The 17,406-nt window shown below is 29.3% G+C and carries 19 protein-coding genes, 1 tRNA gene and 1 pseudogene; 16 read left to right on the top strand and 5 right to left on the bottom strand.

The window, feature by feature from the left end; translation table 11 throughout:
• The 6 genes from ACWI69_RS10015 to ACWI69_RS09990 form a co-directional block, all read left to right on the top strand.
• A partial coding sequence (locus tag ACWI69_RS10015) for an alanine racemase C-terminal domain-containing protein (RefSeq protein ID WP_448821695.1) occupies nt 1-918 on the top strand: 918 nt, incomplete at its 5' end.
• A 70-nt stretch (nt 919-988) separates the two neighbouring features.
• Nucleotides 989-1,074 (top strand) — tRNA-Ser (locus ACWI69_RS10010).
• 157 nt (nt 1,075-1,231) lie between these two features.
• The gene (locus ACWI69_RS10005; protein ID WP_448821694.1) at nt 1,232-1,504 is read left to right on the top strand and encodes an HU family DNA-binding protein; all 273 of its coding nucleotides are present in this window, start codon (nt 1,232-1,234) and stop codon (nt 1,502-1,504) included.
• 77 nt (nt 1,505-1,581) lie between these two features.
• On the top strand, nt 1,582-3,168 hold the full coding sequence (locus ACWI69_RS10000) for an NAD(P)/FAD-dependent oxidoreductase (protein ID WP_448821693.1): 1,587 nt from the start codon (nt 1,582-1,584) through the stop codon (nt 3,166-3,168).
• An 84-nt stretch (nt 3,169-3,252) separates the two neighbouring features.
• Nucleotides 3,253-4,461, top strand: coding sequence for a radical SAM protein (locus ACWI69_RS09995; protein ID WP_448821692.1), 1,209 nt, complete (start codon nt 3,253-3,255; stop codon nt 4,459-4,461).
• A gap of 42 nt (nt 4,462-4,503) precedes the next feature.
• Nucleotides 4,504-5,223 (top strand): SIMPL domain-containing protein, encoded by a 720-nt coding sequence (locus ACWI69_RS09990; protein WP_448821691.1) that lies wholly within the window; start codon nt 4,504-4,506, stop codon nt 5,221-5,223.
• A 68-nt stretch (nt 5,224-5,291) separates the two neighbouring features.
• On the opposite strand, the gene ACWI69_RS09985 is transcribed toward ACWI69_RS09990, so the two are convergent.
• The gene (locus ACWI69_RS09985) at nt 5,292-5,849 is read right to left on the bottom strand and encodes a DJ-1 family glyoxalase III (RefSeq protein WP_448821690.1); all 558 of its coding nucleotides are present in this window, start codon (nt 5,847-5,849) and stop codon (nt 5,292-5,294) included.
• 101 nt (nt 5,850-5,950) lie between these two features.
• On the opposite strand from ACWI69_RS09985, the gene ACWI69_RS09980 reads away from it, so the two are divergent.
• From ACWI69_RS09980 to ACWI69_RS09950, 7 genes are all read left to right on the top strand, one after another.
• On the top strand, nt 5,951-6,598 hold the full coding sequence (locus ACWI69_RS09980) for an epoxyqueuosine reductase QueH (protein ID WP_448821689.1): 648 nt from the start codon (nt 5,951-5,953) through the stop codon (nt 6,596-6,598).
• Nucleotides 6,579-7,484, top strand: coding sequence for a TIGR01212 family radical SAM protein (locus ACWI69_RS09975; RefSeq protein WP_448821688.1), 906 nt, complete (start codon nt 6,579-6,581; stop codon nt 7,482-7,484). The genes ACWI69_RS09980 and ACWI69_RS09975 overlap by 20 nt, the downstream gene beginning before the upstream one ends.
• Before the next feature lie 15 nt (nt 7,485-7,499).
• A complete protein-coding gene (locus ACWI69_RS09970; protein ID WP_448821687.1) occupies nt 7,500-8,357 on the top strand; it encodes a MurR/RpiR family transcriptional regulator in 858 nt (285 codons plus the stop codon).
• Between the two features lie 120 nt (nt 8,358-8,477).
• The gene (gene nagB, locus ACWI69_RS09965) at nt 8,478-9,308 is read left to right on the top strand and encodes a glucosamine-6-phosphate deaminase (protein WP_448821686.1); all 831 of its coding nucleotides are present in this window, start codon (nt 8,478-8,480) and stop codon (nt 9,306-9,308) included.
• A gap of 15 nt (nt 9,309-9,323) precedes the next feature.
• Nucleotides 9,324-10,463: an N-acetylglucosamine-6-phosphate deacetylase gene (gene nagA, locus ACWI69_RS09960; RefSeq protein WP_448821685.1), complete on the top strand. Its 1,140-nt coding sequence runs from the start codon at nt 9,324-9,326 to the stop codon at nt 10,461-10,463.
• Between the two features lie 126 nt (nt 10,464-10,589).
• A complete protein-coding gene (locus ACWI69_RS09955) occupies nt 10,590-11,108 on the top strand; it encodes a YeeE/YedE thiosulfate transporter family protein (protein WP_448821684.1) in 519 nt (172 codons plus the stop codon).
• A 1-nt stretch (nt 11,109) separates the two neighbouring features.
• Nucleotides 11,110-11,619 (top strand): YeeE/YedE thiosulfate transporter family protein, encoded by a 510-nt coding sequence (locus ACWI69_RS09950; protein WP_448821683.1) that lies wholly within the window; start codon nt 11,110-11,112, stop codon nt 11,617-11,619.
• Between the two features lie 95 nt (nt 11,620-11,714).
• Here ACWI69_RS09950 and ACWI69_RS09945 read toward each other — a convergent pair whose 3' ends face one another.
• The 3 genes from ACWI69_RS09945 to ACWI69_RS09935 form a co-directional block, all read right to left on the bottom strand.
• On the bottom strand, nt 11,715-12,551 hold the full coding sequence (locus tag ACWI69_RS09945; protein WP_448821682.1) for an NAD(P)H-hydrate dehydratase: 837 nt from the start codon (nt 12,549-12,551) through the stop codon (nt 11,715-11,717).
• A gap of 157 nt (nt 12,552-12,708) precedes the next feature.
• Nucleotides 12,709-13,728, bottom strand: a complete 1,020-nt coding sequence (locus ACWI69_RS09940; protein WP_448821681.1) for a tyrosine-type recombinase/integrase — start codon at nt 13,726-13,728, stop codon at nt 12,709-12,711.
• Between the two features lie 25 nt (nt 13,729-13,753).
• Nucleotides 13,754-14,434, bottom strand: a complete 681-nt coding sequence (locus ACWI69_RS09935) for a pseudouridine synthase (RefSeq protein ID WP_448821680.1) — start codon at nt 14,432-14,434, stop codon at nt 13,754-13,756.
• A gap of 223 nt (nt 14,435-14,657) precedes the next feature.
• Between ACWI69_RS09935 and ACWI69_RS09930 the strand changes: the two genes are divergently transcribed.
• Nucleotides 14,658-15,200, top strand: a complete 543-nt coding sequence (locus tag ACWI69_RS09930; RefSeq protein ID WP_448821679.1) for a hypothetical protein — start codon at nt 14,658-14,660, stop codon at nt 15,198-15,200.
• Between the two features lie 12 nt (nt 15,201-15,212).
• Entirely contained in the window at nt 15,213-15,641 is a 429-nt protein-coding gene (locus ACWI69_RS09925; RefSeq protein ID WP_448821678.1) for a hypothetical protein, read from the top strand.
• Between the two features lie 44 nt (nt 15,642-15,685).
• Here ACWI69_RS09925 and nfo read toward each other — a convergent pair whose 3' ends face one another.
• A complete protein-coding gene (gene nfo, locus ACWI69_RS09920; RefSeq protein WP_448821677.1) occupies nt 15,686-16,552 on the bottom strand; it encodes a deoxyribonuclease IV in 867 nt (288 codons plus the stop codon).
• A gap of 159 nt (nt 16,553-16,711) precedes the next feature.
• On the opposite strand from nfo, the pseudogene ACWI69_RS09915 reads away from it, so the two are divergent.
• Nucleotides 16,712-17,406 (top strand): annotated as a pseudogene (locus ACWI69_RS09915) (alanyl-tRNA editing protein); the annotation flags it as partial.

Raw genomic sequence — 17,406 nt, 5'->3', positions numbered from 1 at the left:
CTTAAAACAAGAGAAGAATTAGACGAAGCAATGGCTTTATTAAAAGAAAACGAAATGATTGAGGTCACAGGTGTTTTTACCCATTTTGGCGGAGCTGAAACCAATGATGGGACTTATCAAAAACAACTAGACACATTTATCGAACGCATTCAAGGGTATTCATTTAAATATATTCATTGTGATAATACTGCAGGGACAATGTATCATCATGATGATATTACCAATATGGATCGTTTAGGTATTGGAATGTATGGTATCGATCCTAAAGGAATCATTAATCCTGATTTACAACCTGTTATGAGTTTATTTACACGTGTTATGATGGTAAAAGAAATTAAAGCAAAAGAAAAAGTAGGTTACAATTTTACTTATGAAGCAAGTCAAGATGAAAGGATTGCTACTTTACCCATTGGTTATGCTGATGGATTGATTCGTAAAAATCAAGGACGAAAAGTTTGGATCAATGATCATCTCTATCCTATTGTTGGAAGAGTATGTATGGATCAAATTATGGTGGCATGTGATCAAAAGGTTAAAGTTCATGATTTAGTTGAAATATATGCTGGAGATACTCCTGCCTTTGGTGATGTAAAACCTAGTAAAGCTGAGGACGAGCTACAAGCTACAATTAAACTTTTCTCTCTCCTACCAGATGATCAAAAAGAGGATTTTTTAAGACTTTGGATAGAATTTGAAGAGTGTGAAACTAATGAAGCTAAGTTTGCGAATGTTTGCGATAGATATCAAGGCTTTATGCAAAATTTAACTTCAGATGGACATACTTGGAAAAAGTTTAATGCCCCTATGGAAAAGATTCTAAAAAGAGCTGAAATTATAAAGATATATGTTCCTGAACTATATGAAAAGATTATGCTACCTGAATTTCTAAAATATCAAGAAAAAGGAATTATAAAATAAAAATTAGATGAAGTTTATTGATTTTTTTCTTTTCATATGCTATCATAGAGAAGTACCAATTGATGAATAAGGTAGAGTGACCGAGTGGCTAAGGAGCACGCCTGGAACGCGTGTAGAGCGTAAGCTTCGTGGGTTCAAGTCCCACCTCTATCGCCATATTTAAAATTTTTTTATAAATCTAAAAAAATATCTATAAAGTATTGACATTTAAGGGTTTTCTGAGTATAATCGGTTTAAAGATACCATAAATAAAGGGTTTTCAAGTTTTTGGTTTCTTGCATACTATATTTTATAATAGTTCAAGGAGGTAACAATGACTAAAAAAGAGTTTATCGATTTATTTGCAAAAACAGGTGAATACACTAAAAAAGATGCAGAGAAGGCAGTTAAGTTATTTTTGGATTTAGTTGAGCAAAAGTTAGTTGAAGGTGAACCAGTATCATTTATAGGATGGGGAAAATTCGAAGTGGTTACTAGAGCAGCAAGATACGTAAGAAACCCACAAACAGGTAAAAAAATGAAATTAAAAGAGAAAAAAGTAGTTAAATTCAGAGTTGGAAAAACTTTAGAGGAAAAAATAGTATAATTACAAAATGCTTCGAATACAATTCTTTTGAAGAATATCGTTCGAAGCTTTTTTTATTTAAAATAAAGAGGTGTGAAGTGAAGGTTGTTATAAATAATATCAATATCTCTATTGAAAAAGATCAAACCCTTGAACTTAGAAAAGAGATTGTTAAAAGAGGAATAAAAGCAAATAATATAGAAAAAATTGAATATTCAAAAAGGTCTATAGACAGTAGAAAAAAATCTGAAATAAAATTTGTTTATAATATAGAGGTTACATTAAAAAATGATGTAGATATTTCATCTTTGACAAATGTAAATGTGTTTAAAGAAAGTGTGGATTCAAACTATCGAGCAAAAGATGGAATAGAGAAGGTTGCTATCGTAGGAGCTGGTCCAGCAGGACTTTTTGCTGCTCTTAGACTTTGTGAGTTGGGAATAAAACCTATAATCTATGAACGAGGAGAAAAAGTTGATGACAGGGATAAAACTATTGATAAGTTTATAAAATTTAGTATGCTTAACCCAAACTCAAATATTCAGTTCGGAGAGGGAGGGGCTGGAACATATTCAGATGGTAAATTAAATACTAGAGTTAAAAGCGGCTATATGAATAAAATATTTTTAGAGCTAGTTGCTAATGGGGCTCAGGAGCAAATTCTTTGGGATTATAAACCACATGTAGGAACAGACATATTAAAAATAGTTGTAAAAAACCTAAGAAAAAAGATTATAAATTTAGGTGGGGAGTTTCATTTCAATACTTTAGTAAAAGATATTATAGTTTTAAATAGAAAAGTAAAAGGTATAAAAATTCAAAATTTAAAGTCACCTATTTCAATGGAAGAAAATATATTATTTGATCATGTAATATTAGCTATCGGACACTCTTCAAGAGACACTTATAGAATGCTCCATAAAAATGGAGTTTTCATGGAAAATAAGCCTTTTGCTATAGGAACAAGAATAGAGCATCCAAGGATAGATATAGATACTATGCAATATGGTAAAATGGCTTCACATCCAAATTTGGAGGCTGCAACATATAGTTTAACTTATAATAATAAATCGGAAGAAAGAGGAGTTTTTTCATTTTGTATGTGTCCAGGTGGTGTGATTGTGAATGCGGCATCTCAAGAAGGAGGGACCCTAGTTAACGGAATGAGTTATTCTCAAAGAGATGGTAAATTTTCTAACTCAGCTTTAGTTGTTGGAATTAAAGCTAATGAGTTTGGAGATGAGCTTTTTTCAGGAATGGAGTACCAAGATAAATTGGAAAAGAAAACCTATGATATAATCGGAAATTATGGAGCACTGTATCAAAATGTTCTTGATTTTTTAAAAGAAAAACCTACAAACAGAAAGATTGAATCTAGTTATGAAATGGAATTAAAAAGTTATGACTTAAATAATCTTTTTCCAGAAGTAATATCTAAAAATATGAAAATGGCTATGGGATACTGGGAAAAAACACAAAGAAACTTTATAAGTGAATATGCAAACTTGATAGGACCTGAAACTCGAACATCTGCTCCCGTAAAAATTACACGGAACGAATTTGGAGAATCTATCAACACTATAGGGCTTTATCCCATAGGGGAAGGGGCAGGATATGCAGGTGGAATTATTAGTGCTGCTATTGATGGATTTAAAATAGTAGATTTATCTTTCGCAACACTTTAGTAGAGTATTTAGTTGTAATCTTTACTCAAAAAGTATATAATTGAGTACAGGTTATATTTTAATTTTAGAATTGGAGAATAAATAATGAAAATATCAAAAAAAGACGCATTAGAATGGTTTAATCACCTATCATCACTTTCTGGAGATAAAACAGAAGTGTTTAAAAGATTTAGCCCTATTATAGATTCAACTATTAGACAGATTGAATTGGCAGTTAATAAAAAACATCAAGAAATGAAAAGTGAGATAACTGAATTACAAAATCTAAAAGGAAGAACATTTTTTGTTGGAAATCAACAAAAATTTCCAAAAGGTTGTATTTCATGCCTATTCGGCGATGGCCTTGGAGGAGTAAGAAAAACACATCAGTGTAATTTATTGTGTAAATTTTGTTATTATCACGATAATATTGATAATCAAGACCCTATTCCAGATGGGATGTGGGAAATTGGAGAAACTCTTTATTATGAAGAGGATATAGAGCTATTATTATCTATACAAAAAAAACCATCAGGAATAGCTTATGTGTATCTGGAGCCATTCTTAGAGATTGAAAAGTATTATGGGATTATCAAAAAACTAAATGAAGCAGGAATTTACCAACATATGTATACAAATGGTTCCTTATGTACAAGAGAAAATCTAAAAAAGCTTGGTGAAGCTGGGTTAAATGAACTGAGATTCAATTTAGGAGCTGTTAAATGTAGTGATAAAGTGATTGAAAATATGGCAATAGCCAAAGAATATATTCCAATGGTAGGAATAGAGACACCTATGACTCCAGAATTTTATAAAGAATTTCAAGAAAAAAAGGAAAAGATTTTATCAACAGGTATAGATTTTATAAACTGTGCTGAACTCCACTTTGGTGAGGATAATATAAACAACTACGTTGGAGAGAGAATGTATATGGCTAGACGAGGATACATATCCCCACTATGGTCAAGAGAGATAACATTTAAACTTATGAAACAAGCCTGTGAAGAAAATTGGCAAATAGTTGTTCATGATTGTTCAAATCACACAAAATATTCAAGAGAGTTAAATAAAAATTCTAAGCAAGGACAACCTTTTGGAAGTACGACCTACATTAGTGAGTTTGATAGATTCTTACCACATCTGTTCTTAGCAACTTTAGAAGATGAAAACTTTACTTTTATCGAGGAAACTGAATTACCAGAAAACTTAAAATTAGAAAACTGTTTGAATGAAATAGATTCTCTTATAGTTGAAGATGAAGAAGAGATGTATGAGGATTTTTTTGTTGAAGAGAACGAGGAAGAAGAGGAGTAATATACTGCAGTTTCAAAATAATTTTTCAATCAGGAGGATTATATGAGAAATAGACTAAGTATTAGTTACGGAATTTTAGGAATATGTATTTTTTTTGGTCTTTGGATTTTAGGTTACACTTTAGGAGAGAGTTTTATAAAAGCAAAAACAATGGATAGAGTTGTAACTGTCAAAGGATTGGCTGAAAAAGAGGTTATAGCAGATGTGGTTCTATGGCCAATCGATTTTAAGGTTGCTGGAAATGAACTATCTGAAATTTATTCTAATTTAGAGAGAGACAATAGCAGAATAATTGAGTTTTTAAAAGAAAATGGAATAGAGAGTAGTGAAATAACTATTTCGGCTCCGACTATTGAAGATAAAATGCTATACCAATACGATAGCAATATTGCTACTTTTAGATACGTAGCAAATCAGACAATCACTGTTTATTCAAATAAAGTAGACAAAGTATATATTTTAAGTAATAAAATAGGTGAGCTTGTTAAGGAAAATATAGCTCTTGGAAGCTCAAATCAATATGGAACTACAACGGAGTATATATATACTAAACTTAATGATTTAAAACCTGAAATGATAGAGACCGCAACTAAAAATGCCAGAGAAGTTGCTGCAAAGTTTGCAAAAGATTCCAATAGTTCTTTGGGAAAAATCAAATCTGCAAATCAAGGGCAGTTTACTATAACTAACAGAGATCAACATAATCCACAGATTAAAAATGTGAGAGTTGTTAGCACAATTGAGTATTATCTAGTTGATTAAAAGATAAGGTGTACTAATAATAAAAGGAGACTTTAAAAATGGAGTCTCCTTTTTATTTGTAATTTTTATTATATAAGTTCCATTCCTTTTTTGACTTTAGTTATAGTGACTTCATCTACAAAAATACTAGCTAAAGCAAATCCAAATTCAAGAGATTTTCCAACACCTGGAGAAGTAATTAAATTTCTATCAGTTACCACATCTATATGTTCATACTTATCACTGTTCATTTCTTCTCTAACAGATGTGTGACAAGTAAATCTATAATCGCCAATTAATCCATTTACCCCTAAAATAGTCGGACCTCCACAGATAGCTCCAACAAATTTTTCATTATTACTCAGATATTCTCTAATAATTTCAATAACTTTTGAATTATTTCTTAAATTGACGTATCCAGGGAAACCACCTGGTATAACTACCATTACTCCCTCTCCTGAATTAATATCATGAATATTTATATCTGCAATAACCTTCACTCTTTGAGCTGACTCAACTTCCAAAGTATTTTCCATAGTGGATACAGTGACCACATTTAATCCTGCTCTTCTTAAAACATCTATCGGTGCCATTGCTTCAATTAATTCAAATCCATTTGCTAACATAACAAAAATTTTCTTATTCATAATACACCTCCAAAAAATAATTAACTTAATTATATCAGAAACATAAAAAAAACACTAGGTTATATGATATAATCATAATATAAATAAAAAGGAGTGATGACATGAAGGTAAATTACGAATTAGAAATGCAAAAAGAGCTGGATAGAATTGGTCTTAACAGCGGAAAAAAAATTTTAATACACTCATGTTGTGCACCATGTAGTTGTGCTATACTTGAGTATTTAAAAACATATTTGACTATTGATATATATTTTTATAATCCAAATATAACAGAAAAAGATGAATATATTACTAGATTAAATGAACAATTTACATTCAATGAAGCTATGGAATTTGGTATGACTATAATAGAGGGTGAATATAGTCCTGGTAAAGATTTTATAGAAAAAATAAAAGGGTTTGAAAAAGAAAAAGAAGGTGGAGCTAGATGCTATAGATGTTATAAACTTAGAATGGAAGCTACAGCAAAAAAAGCTAAAGAGTTAGGATATGAATATTTTTCAACAGTTTTAAGTATAAGTCCTATGAAAAATGCCCAGTGGATAAATGAAATTGGAATTGAGCTTGAGAAAATATATGGAGTTAAATTTCTAAGAGGGGATTTTAAAAAGAAAAGTAGATATTTAAGAAGTGTAAATTTATCTAGGGAACACGATTTATACAGACAGGATTACTGTGGATGTATATATTCAAAACTTGAAAGAATGGAAAAAGAAAAGGAAAAAGAAAATGGAAAAATACAACAATAGAAGATTTTATTCTTTAAATGATTTTTTTAGAGAAAAGTTTAGCGATAAAGTATTTAAAGTATCTTTAGATGCTGGATTCACTTGCCCAAATAGAGACGGAAAAGTTGCTTATGGTGGGTGTATATTTTGTAGTGATGCCGGAAGTGGTGAATTTACTGGGAATAGAAGAAAAAGTATAACAGAACAAATTGATGAACAATTAGAGTTTTTAAAAGATAAAGTTAAGCATAAAAAAGTAATAGCTTATTTCCAAAACTTCACAAATACATATGGGGATGTAAATTATTTAAGAGATATTTACTACGAAGCTTTAAATCATCCAAGAGTTTTAGGGTTAGCAATAGGAACTAGACCTGATTGTATAGAGGATGATACTTTAGCTCTTTTAAAAGAAATAAATAAAAAATATTTCTTGTGGATAGAATTAGGTCTTCAAACAATTGATGATAAAATCGCAAAAATGATAAATAGAGGATATCCTCTTTCTACATATAGTGAAATATCTAAAAAACTAAGTGATAACGGAATAAAATTTGTCACGCATATGATTGTAGGATTACCAACAGAGGAGAGAGAAGAGATTTTAAATACAGCTAGGTATATTATTCAATCTGGTGCTTGGGGAATAAAAATTCATTCGCTTCATATTATAAAAGGAACACCTTTAGAAAAGATATACAGCAGGACAAATTTTAAAATTTTTACCTTAGAGGAGTATGTAGATATTGTGGCTACTATCTTGCAGTTTTTACCTAAAAAAATGGTTGTTCACAGAGTTACAGGAGATGGGAAGAAAGATGAAGTTATTGAACCTAAATGGAGTTTAAATAAAAGAAAAGTATTAAACGAAATTGAAAAAGAACTAAAAAATAGAGAGAAGAGGTAGTGGAGGTTTTTAATCATGGGTGGAACGCTTATAAAGCTAAAAGAATTTCAGGAAAGTTTTACAAAAAATGAAAAAAAAATATCTCACTTTCTATTAGAAAATATGAATGAGATAAAGAGACTAAATACATATGATTTAGCTATTAAGTGTAATGTGAGTCAAGCATCTATTGTTAGATTCGCTAAAAAACTTGGTTTTAAAGGATTTCCAGAATTTAAGATAGCTTTAGCTGGAGATTTAGCTATGAAAAATAACGAAAAAGAAATTCAGATAATTTATGATGAGATTGGTATTGAGGATACTACTGAAATTCTTGCTAAAAAAGTTGTATATGAAAATATTAAAAGTATTGAAGACACATATAAAGTTTTAAATTTTAAGGAGATTGAAAAAGCTGTCGAAGCTATTGAAAATGCGGGCAGAATATTTCTTTTAGGAGCTGGATTTTCTGGAATAATTGCAAGAGATTTCCAATATAAATTATGGGAATTAGGTAAAAACGTTATATTTGAAACAGATCAACATATTTTATTGACAAATGCTTCTACAGCTCAAAAAGGAGACCTTGTATTTGTAATATCCTATAGTGGTCAAACCTTAGATATATATCAAAGTATTTTAGAATTTAAAAAAAAGGGAGTTACAGTAGTCACATTAACTAAAGTGGCTACCAATCCTATAAAAGGGATTGGAGATATCTCTCTCACTACCATTGTTGAAAAAAGTAATTTGAGATCCACTTCTCTCTCCTCCAGAATAGCACAATTAACTGTTATTGATATCCTTTATGTTAAATTAATTCAAAGGGATAGAGAAAAAGCAAATAAATTAATTGGAGATGCTGTCGAAAGTGTAAAAAAATATAAAATGTAAATATAATTCATTTTTTATTTTTTTTTTAGAAAGAATATTTCTTTAAAAGATTGACTTTTATAAAAATAAATGGTAACTTTAATATAGAATCTGTAAGTAATTCAAGGGAGTGATTTTAAAATGAGAGTAATTATAACTGACAAAAGTATTGGGGATTGGGCAGCCGTTTATGTTGCTAAAAAGATATTAGCTGCAAAGCCAACTGCAGAAAAACCATTTGTATTAGGGTTACCAACTGGTGGGACACCTTTATCTATGTATAAAAGATTAATTCAATTTTATGAAGATGGAATTATATCTTTTGAAAATGTGATTTCATTTAATATGGATGAATATGTTGGGTTATCTCCAGCCAATGAACAAAGTTACCACTACTATATGTATGAAAATTTCTTCAAGTATATTGATATGAAAGAGGAAAATATTAATATATTAAATGGATTAGCAATTGATTATGAAGAAGAGTGTGAAAATTATGAAGAAAAAATAAGAGCTGTAGGTGGAATTGACTTATTTTTAGGTGGAATTGGACCAGATGGACATATCGCTTTCAATGAACCTGGATCATCATTGAGTTCAAGAACTAGGGATAAAGAGTTAACTATGGATACAATTATTGCAAATGCTAGGTTTTTTGGTGGAGATATAGATAGAGTCCCAAAATTATCATTGACTGTCGGAGTTGGGACTATTCTTGATGCAAAAGAAGTTTTAATAATGGTCAATGGTCACAACAAAGCAAGAGCATTACACCACGCAGTTGAAGAGGGTGTGAACCATATGTGGACTGTCAGTGCACTTCAGTTACATCCAAAAGGAATTATTGTTTCTGACGAAGCTGCTTGTACAGAGTTAAAGGTCGGAACTTACAGATACTTTAAAGATATTGAAAAAAATAATTTAGATACGGATTTATTAATAGAAGAACTATATAAAAGTTGTGGAAAATAGGGAGTTGAAATAATCATGAAAGCTATTATAAATGGAGAGTTATTTATAGGAAATAAGTTTTATACCGAAAAAGTTTTGATAATAGATGGAGAGAGAATAATTGATATTATACCCCAAAATGAATTAAAAAATATCTATGGAGATATTGAAACTATTGATGCAGAGAATGCATATGTCACTCCAGGATTTATAGATTTACAACTAAATGGTTGTGGAGGAGTTTTATTTAATGATAATATATCTTTAGAAACATTAGAGACAATGCATAAAACTAATTTGAAATACGGATGTACTTCTTTTACCCCTACACTTATTACAACCAGTGATGAAAATATTGAAAAAGCTATCGAATTAGTTAAGGGCATTAAAGATAAGGGCAAATATGGAGTTGTTGGACTACATATTGAAGGACCTTATATCTCTTTACAAAAGAAAGGTATTCACAATCCTAAATTCATAAGAAAAGCTAGTGAAAGTATGATAGCTAAAATAATAGAAGCTGGAAAAGAAAATGTAAGAATAGTTACATTAGCTCCGGAAAATACAGATAAAAAAATAATTTCTAAGTTAAATGCAGCCGGAATACACGTGGCAGTTGGACATTCTAATGCTACTTTTGAAGAAGTGAAAGAAAAAGAAGGTTTTGGATTAACTTTAGCAACTCATCTATATAATGGAATGTCATCTTTTAATCACAGAGAGCCAGGAGTTGTTGGTGCTGTATTTGATAGTGATATTAAAGCTGGAATAATTGCTGACGGATTCCACTGCCATTACTCTGCTATAAAATCAGCTATTAAAATAATGGGAGAAAGATTATACTTGGTTACTGATGCAGTTGCTCCAGTTGGAACAGAGATGGAATATTTTTATTTTGAAGGAAATAAAGTGTTTTACAGAGATGGAAAATGTTTCGGAGAGGATGGAACTCTAGGTGGATCAGCACTTACTATGGATGTTGGAGTTAGAAATCTAGTAAAATATTGTGACATAACTTTAGAGGAAGCAATAAGAATGGCAACTTTATATCCTGCAAAAGCTGTAAATATTGACAATGAATATGGAAAAATACAGCCGGGATATTTTGCAGATATTATATTTTTAGATAAACATTTAAAACTTAAAAAAGTTATTGCAAAAGGAAAAGTAGTATAAATGAACTAGAGGTAGATTATTCTACCTCTTTTTTTATATAAATTATAAAAAAGAAAAAATAATTTTTTGTCGAATAAATCTATATAAACATAAAAATTATTTATAAATTTTTTAAAGGAGAAAATTATGAAAAAAAAATGGATTTTAAAAGGTATTTTTTTAGGAAGCGTGTTTTTCATCTCAATACTACTAATAAAACCCATTGGAATCTCAACTCAATTTAGTGTTACTTCTGGAATGATTCATTCAGTTTTTCAAGATGATATAATTTTTAGAGAAGGTTCTGAATTTTATAGTTTAATTGATTATTATAATCAAGATGGAATTGCTAAAAATATTATGATTCCATATAACTATGGAATTATATTCATTGTTGGTGTTTTTTTAGGAGGTATGCTAGGTCGAATATTTTTTAGAAGAAAAGAGGAATTTATAGAAAATGAGAGGTTATTGGAAAAAGATAGAATCTCTAGAATTAAACTTTTTATAGGTGGAATATTTTTACTTTTTGGAGCTAGGATGGCCAATGGATGTACAAGTGGTCATATGATGAGTGGAATTATGCAACTATCTGTAAGCAGTATTATCTTTACAATAGTTTTATTTCCAATAGCTATGATTGCTGCTAAAAGGATAGGTGATTAGTATGGAAAATTTATTTTTTGATAACGTTCCACTTTTGGGTTTAATTTTAGGGTTATTCTTTGGAATGGCACTATATTATGCTGGGGCAACAAATAGAGTTCTTATTTCTAAAATGTTAAAACTTCAAGATTTAACTCTTATGAAAATAATTATTTTTGCCTTAGGATTTAGTATGTCTCTTCTATATTTAAGTGTAGCTTTGAAGTTGATTCCCATAGAACACTTCAGTATCAAATCCCTAAATTTAGGAGTAATATTTGGAAGTGCAATTTTAGCTTTAGGGTTTGGAATGATTGGACTTTGCCCCGGAACTGCCATTGCGAGTTTCGGAGCCGGCTATTTAAAAAGTATATATGTCATTTTAGGAGGACTAATTGGGGCTTTTCTTTTCACTTTATCTTATCCCATATTAAATAGTATCGGACTTTTTAAAAATATATTAGGTGGAAAATCACTTTATTATACCTTTCTGATAAATACCGTTTTATTTTTTATGGAACCCCTTGGGTAGGAATAATTATAGGAGCAATTTTAATCCTAGTATCTCTAAGCATTCCATATTCATTAGCAAGTGAACAAAAAAAATAAGATTAAAGAGATTGATTTTTAAAACTCAATCTCTTTAATAATTTTAGGAAGTATCTCCAAGATATTAGTTGGAGTTATACAATAGAAATTATCCGAAAAATATTCAGCACTTTTTCCATGTATATAGGCTCCCAATAGCGTAGCTTCTATAGGCAAATATTGTTGACTTACAAATGACCCTATTATTCCACTTAAAATATCTCCCATACCGCCTGTTGCCATCACACTGTTCCCAGTTGTGTTTATAAATATATTTTTTCCATCAGTAATTAAAGTTTTGTGATCCTTTAAAAGTAGAATGCACCCATACTTAGAAGCAAACTCTTTAGCTATAACAACTCTATTCTCTTTTATGTATTCTATATCTAAATTTGTAAGTCTAGAAAACTCTCCATAATGAGGAGTTAAAATTGTTGGGTAACTTCTATTTTTTAAAAAATCTAAAGTATTATTTCTAGATAACATGGTTAAGCCATCTGCATCTACTACTATAGGTTTTGGAAATTTTAATAGCAATTCTCTCAAAAGGGATTCATTTTTTTTATTTATTCCAATCCCACTTCCAAAAACTATAGATGAAAATCTTTCTAAATTATCCAATATATTTATCTCATCTAAATTAAGCAACATCACTTCATTTAATTTTATAGAGAAAATATTAAAAGTTTCAGAGCGACTTCCTAAAGTTGTCAATCCTGAACCAGATTTTACAGCCCCCATACTTGCAAAAAAACCAGCTCCTACCATTCCAAGACTTCCACACAAAATCAAAGTATGTCCAAAATCTCCTTTATATGATTCTAACTTTCTCGGTCTATAAATCTCTTTTGCGTAATGTGAATCTACAAAAATCATATAAAACCTCCTTTAATTATTTAAACTAATAATTAATTTACTTCTATTAAAAATAAACTACATATAATGTTAATTATATGTAGTTTTATTGTGAATATAACTATTATTTTCATTAAAATTATTTATATTATTAAATAATATTATCTTTAAATATTATTCAAATGTCTTCATCTATATTTTGTACAGGTATTTTATCAAGAACCTTTTTTTCGATCAATGATTTTGCATTTATATAAACTTCAGTAACTTTTGTATCTGAGTGACCTAAAAAATCTCTAATCTCTATTAAATCTGCTCCGTTCAATGAAAGTTCAGTTGCAATAGCATGACGAATATTGTGTGGACTGATGTCCTTATTTATAACTTGTCCCATTTCTTGAACAGCATTATATAGAGCCCTATATGATAAAGGCCTATTTTTTTCAAAAGAACTACAGAAAAGATATCTTTCTTCTAGCTCTTCTTCATCCATTCCATATACATTAATTATATAATTTTTGTAGTCTGCAATTTTATTTATCAGAAAATTATGCAGTGGTTTATATTGTTCTCTCCCACTTTTTGTTCTTTCTAATTTCACAAAATATTCTCCGTTTCTCTTTAGTATATGTTTAAATTGTAAGGATAAGAGCTCTTGACTTCTCATTCCTGTATAAAAAAGTGTATGTAAAATGAGAGTATTTCTATACTCCTTCTCCCCCCTAACTTTATAATTTTTCAAAATCTCTTTTATATCATCAAAAGATACTTTCAATATATTATCTAAATTTCTCGCTGTCTTAAAAAGTCCAATATATTTAAAGGGATTATCATATCCATTTTTTTCCAACTCTTTATAGAGAGATTTCAAAGATGATATAACTTTATTTACAGATGTTTTTTTCATCTCTCTTTCATTTAGAAGATGAGACAAATAATCCTCTATATCGCTTTTTTCTATTCCGCTCATGAGCTCAATTATCTCGTCTCCTTCTATCGGAGAATCGCCATCATAAACATAAGTTAAAAAATCCTTTAGATAGAAAAAATAATCTTTCATTGTTTTTTGAGATTTGTATATTTCAAATATACTCTTTTTTTCCTCTTTACTTTTTTTCTTTCTACGCTGGGTACTTATTTCATGTTTTTCCTTAATAACTATCTCGTTCAATGCTCCTCCTAAAAAAAGTCCTATCATTTTTTTTATAGAAATTTATAGTGAATTATATTATATCCTCTCTTTCAATCTCCCTAACTTCACATGGAATCATATCCTCCAAAGTTAATTTTCCAAAAGTTTCTCTTTTTAAATATATAACTTCATTTCCAACAGCCTTTAACATTTTTTTAACTTGGTGGAATTTTCCCTCTTTTATATTTAAAAGTATCTCTTTAGAGGTCACAATTTCAACTTTTGCAGGTTGAGTTATATATCCACCAATATCTACTCCAGCTTCAAGCTGTTTAATTTCTCCTTCTCCAATATCATTTCTTAGAGAAACACGGTATATTTTATCCACGTGTTTTTTAGGAGATGTTAATTCATGTGCCAATTTGCCATCATTCGTAAAGAAAAGTAATCCTTCAGTATCTTTGTCTAATCTCCCTACTGGAAATAGGTCCTTTTTATTTACCCATTCAGGCAAAAGCTCCATTACAGTTTTTTCTTTTTTATCTTCAGTAGCAGTTATATATCCATCTATTTTATATAGCTTATAGTATCTAAACTTCTTATATACAACTCTTCTACCTTGATATTCCACTAACATATTATTTTCATCTATATTTTTATTGTTATCTTTACAAATACATCCATTTACAGTTATTTCAGCAGAAGATATAATTTTTTTTACTTCACTCCTACTGCCTATTCCACACTCAACTAAAAAATTATCTAATCTCAATTTTAATCCTCCCAAATAGTAATAATATAATTATAATTCTTAAAAATTATAAAATCAAGTTTTATAATATAAAATTCTATCTATATTTAACTTATAATTTTTAATAGCAAATTACATATTTATAAAAATAATTATTTTTTTATTTTTAGTTGTTCTAGTAATAAAATCTATGCTATAATAAGTAGCAAATATTTAAATTCTTATTTTCAGGAGGATATACAAAATGGTTGATTTCAAAAAAATTGATTTAATGATTGAATACATCGAAGAAGGAACTATTCCAGAAGGTAAGAGTTTCAATGAATTTGCAATAGACTTTTATCTTGAAACAAAAACTTTAACTTTATCTAAATACTTAAGATTAAAAGATAAAAGTTCAAAGTTACCTAAAATTATGAATACTAAAAAAGCTGGAGAAGTTCTTTTTGAAACAGAAAAAAATGATGAAATAAAATCATTCCTATCTAGAAAAGGCTTTAAAACTCTTCCAGAGCTTAATTATACAGCAGTTATGCTTCTTAGAAAAGTGGATCTTTTTACAAATTGGCAAAAACTTGTTTTCTTTTTCGAAGGTGGAAGGACTATACAGGAAATTAATAGCTCTTTAAAAAAGGAGTTATTACCCATGGAAATTGAAAAGTTAGAAAAATTTATAAAAGATGAACTTCGTTTGAATGATCAGGAACTTAATTGGTTTTTAGGAAAAATGGAAAAAGTCGAGAAAGATAAAGCTTTATACAGAGCTATAAGAAAACTTACCAAATAGGGAGAATAAAATATGAAAAAATTATTGTGTGGATTTATATTACTTTCATCTTTAACTTTTGCATCAGATGTTTCTAGAAAAGAAGCAGACGCTTTAAAAGATAGATTGAAAATGTATACTACTGGATATCAAAAGAGAGCTTTTTCTATGAAAAATCATCTAGGTAAAAGAGAAATTGTTATAGATTCTCAGCTAAGAGATCTACCCCAAACTTCTAAGACCGCTTTTGGTGATAATAAATATAATAGAGCCAGCGATTGGGAGATAAACAATGATAAAAGAGGAATTCAATATTTCTCAGTTCCTGGGACGACTAGAAGGAAAGCTGTACAAAAAATTGATGGAAAATATGTTGTATTTTTCTATAATGCTATTGGAAAAAATGACAATATGGTTGAGGATACATTGGAGGATGTAAAAAAAGCTTTAGAAAGAAATTAACTAACTATAAAAAAGACACAGAAGTATGAACCTCTGTGTCTTTTTTAATCTATTAAACTTCTAAGCAGTTCAATCTCCTGCTTCCAAATAGTTTCATCTATCGTTTCCATAACTATAGGAATATTCCTAAACCTATCATCATTCATAAACATTTTGAAAAAATTCATTCCTAAAGTTCCCTCACCTATACTGTGATGTCTATCTTTTTTACTTCCTACTCCAAACATAGAATCATTCAAATGTACTCCTTTCAAATATCTAAATCCAACTACCTCTTCAAAAGCAGTCATAGTCGAATCATACTCCTCTTTTGTTGAAAGTGGATACCCAGCAGCTACAGTATGACACGTATCCAAACAAACTCCAATTCTACTTTTATCTTCGACAAGATTTATAATGTCTCTCAAATGCTCAAATTTATAACCAATATTTGATCCTTGCCCAGCTGTATTTTCTAAAACAACAATAACATTTGGAACAGCTTTATGTGCTCTATTAATAGAATCAGCTATAAGTTTTATACATTCATCCTCAGTTATCTCTTTCAAATGACTTCCAGGGTGAGTATTAAGATATATTAGTCCCAATTGATTAACTCTTTCCATCTCATCCAGAAAAGCATTTAAAGACTTTTCTCTTTTTTCTTCATCTGGACTTCCTAAATTTATAAGATATCCATCATGCGGTAAAATTTGTTCTGGAGTAAATTTATATCTTCTCATAGCATCTTTAAACTCTAAAATTTCATTTTCTGTATATGGTTTTGCATCCCAGCGTCTCTGATTTTTAACAAACATTCCAAATCCATTCGCATCTATAGATATAGCATTTTTAAAAGCATTGACCACTCCACCTTGTATAGATACATGAGCACCTAAATATGTATTTTTAATTTTTTCTTCTCTTGTCATATGTACACCTCTACTCAAATTCGTCATAATAACTTTACTATTCTAATATAGTATATCACAACCTACAGTTTTTGAATAGCTAAAATACTTTCTTAAAATATATTGAAATAGCGAAGATATCGTTATAAAATAAGATATCAAAAATATTTAGGAGGGGTTATGATTAAGGTACTTTCCTGTACAAAAGAAAAAAATAATTGGATTATCGAAGTGGAATCACATAGTCTGTATATAGATGGAAAAGGTGGACAAATAGGGGATCAAGGATATATAGGCAATACAAAATTTTTAATCGTTATAGATGAAAAAAAAATTATGGTTGAAAATGAAATTTCTGTAGGAGAATACGAATATACCGTGGATAATGATAGAGTTTTCGACATTGGAGTGCAGCATACAGCTCAACATCTTTTTTCAGCTATTGCATATAATGAATATGGATTGAATACTGTTGGTTTTAGAATGACCGAAACCTATACAACAGTGGATTTAGATTCTAAAGATTTAGATGAAAATTTTGTAGATGAATTAGAAAAAAAAATTAATAGTGCCATAGGAGAAGGAAGAGCTATTTTGGAAAAAATAGTTACTAGAGAGGAAGCTAACTCTATTGATACATTTAGAAAAAAAATAAGTGATAAAGTTACAGGTGATGTTAGAATCATAACTATAGATAATATGGATACAAGTGCTTGTGCTGGATACCATGTATCTGATATATCAGAAATTAGAGTTTTTAAAATTATAAATTTTGAAAAAATTAAAGGTAATTATACAAGATTTTATTTTTTAAGTGGAGAAAGAGCAATTAAAGATTTTATAAAAAAGAATAAAACTATTAAAGAGCTAAATAG

The sequence above is a fragment of the Cetobacterium sp. genome (assembly GCF_977044495.1).
This window is presented reverse-complemented; position numbering and strand designations above follow the sequence as displayed.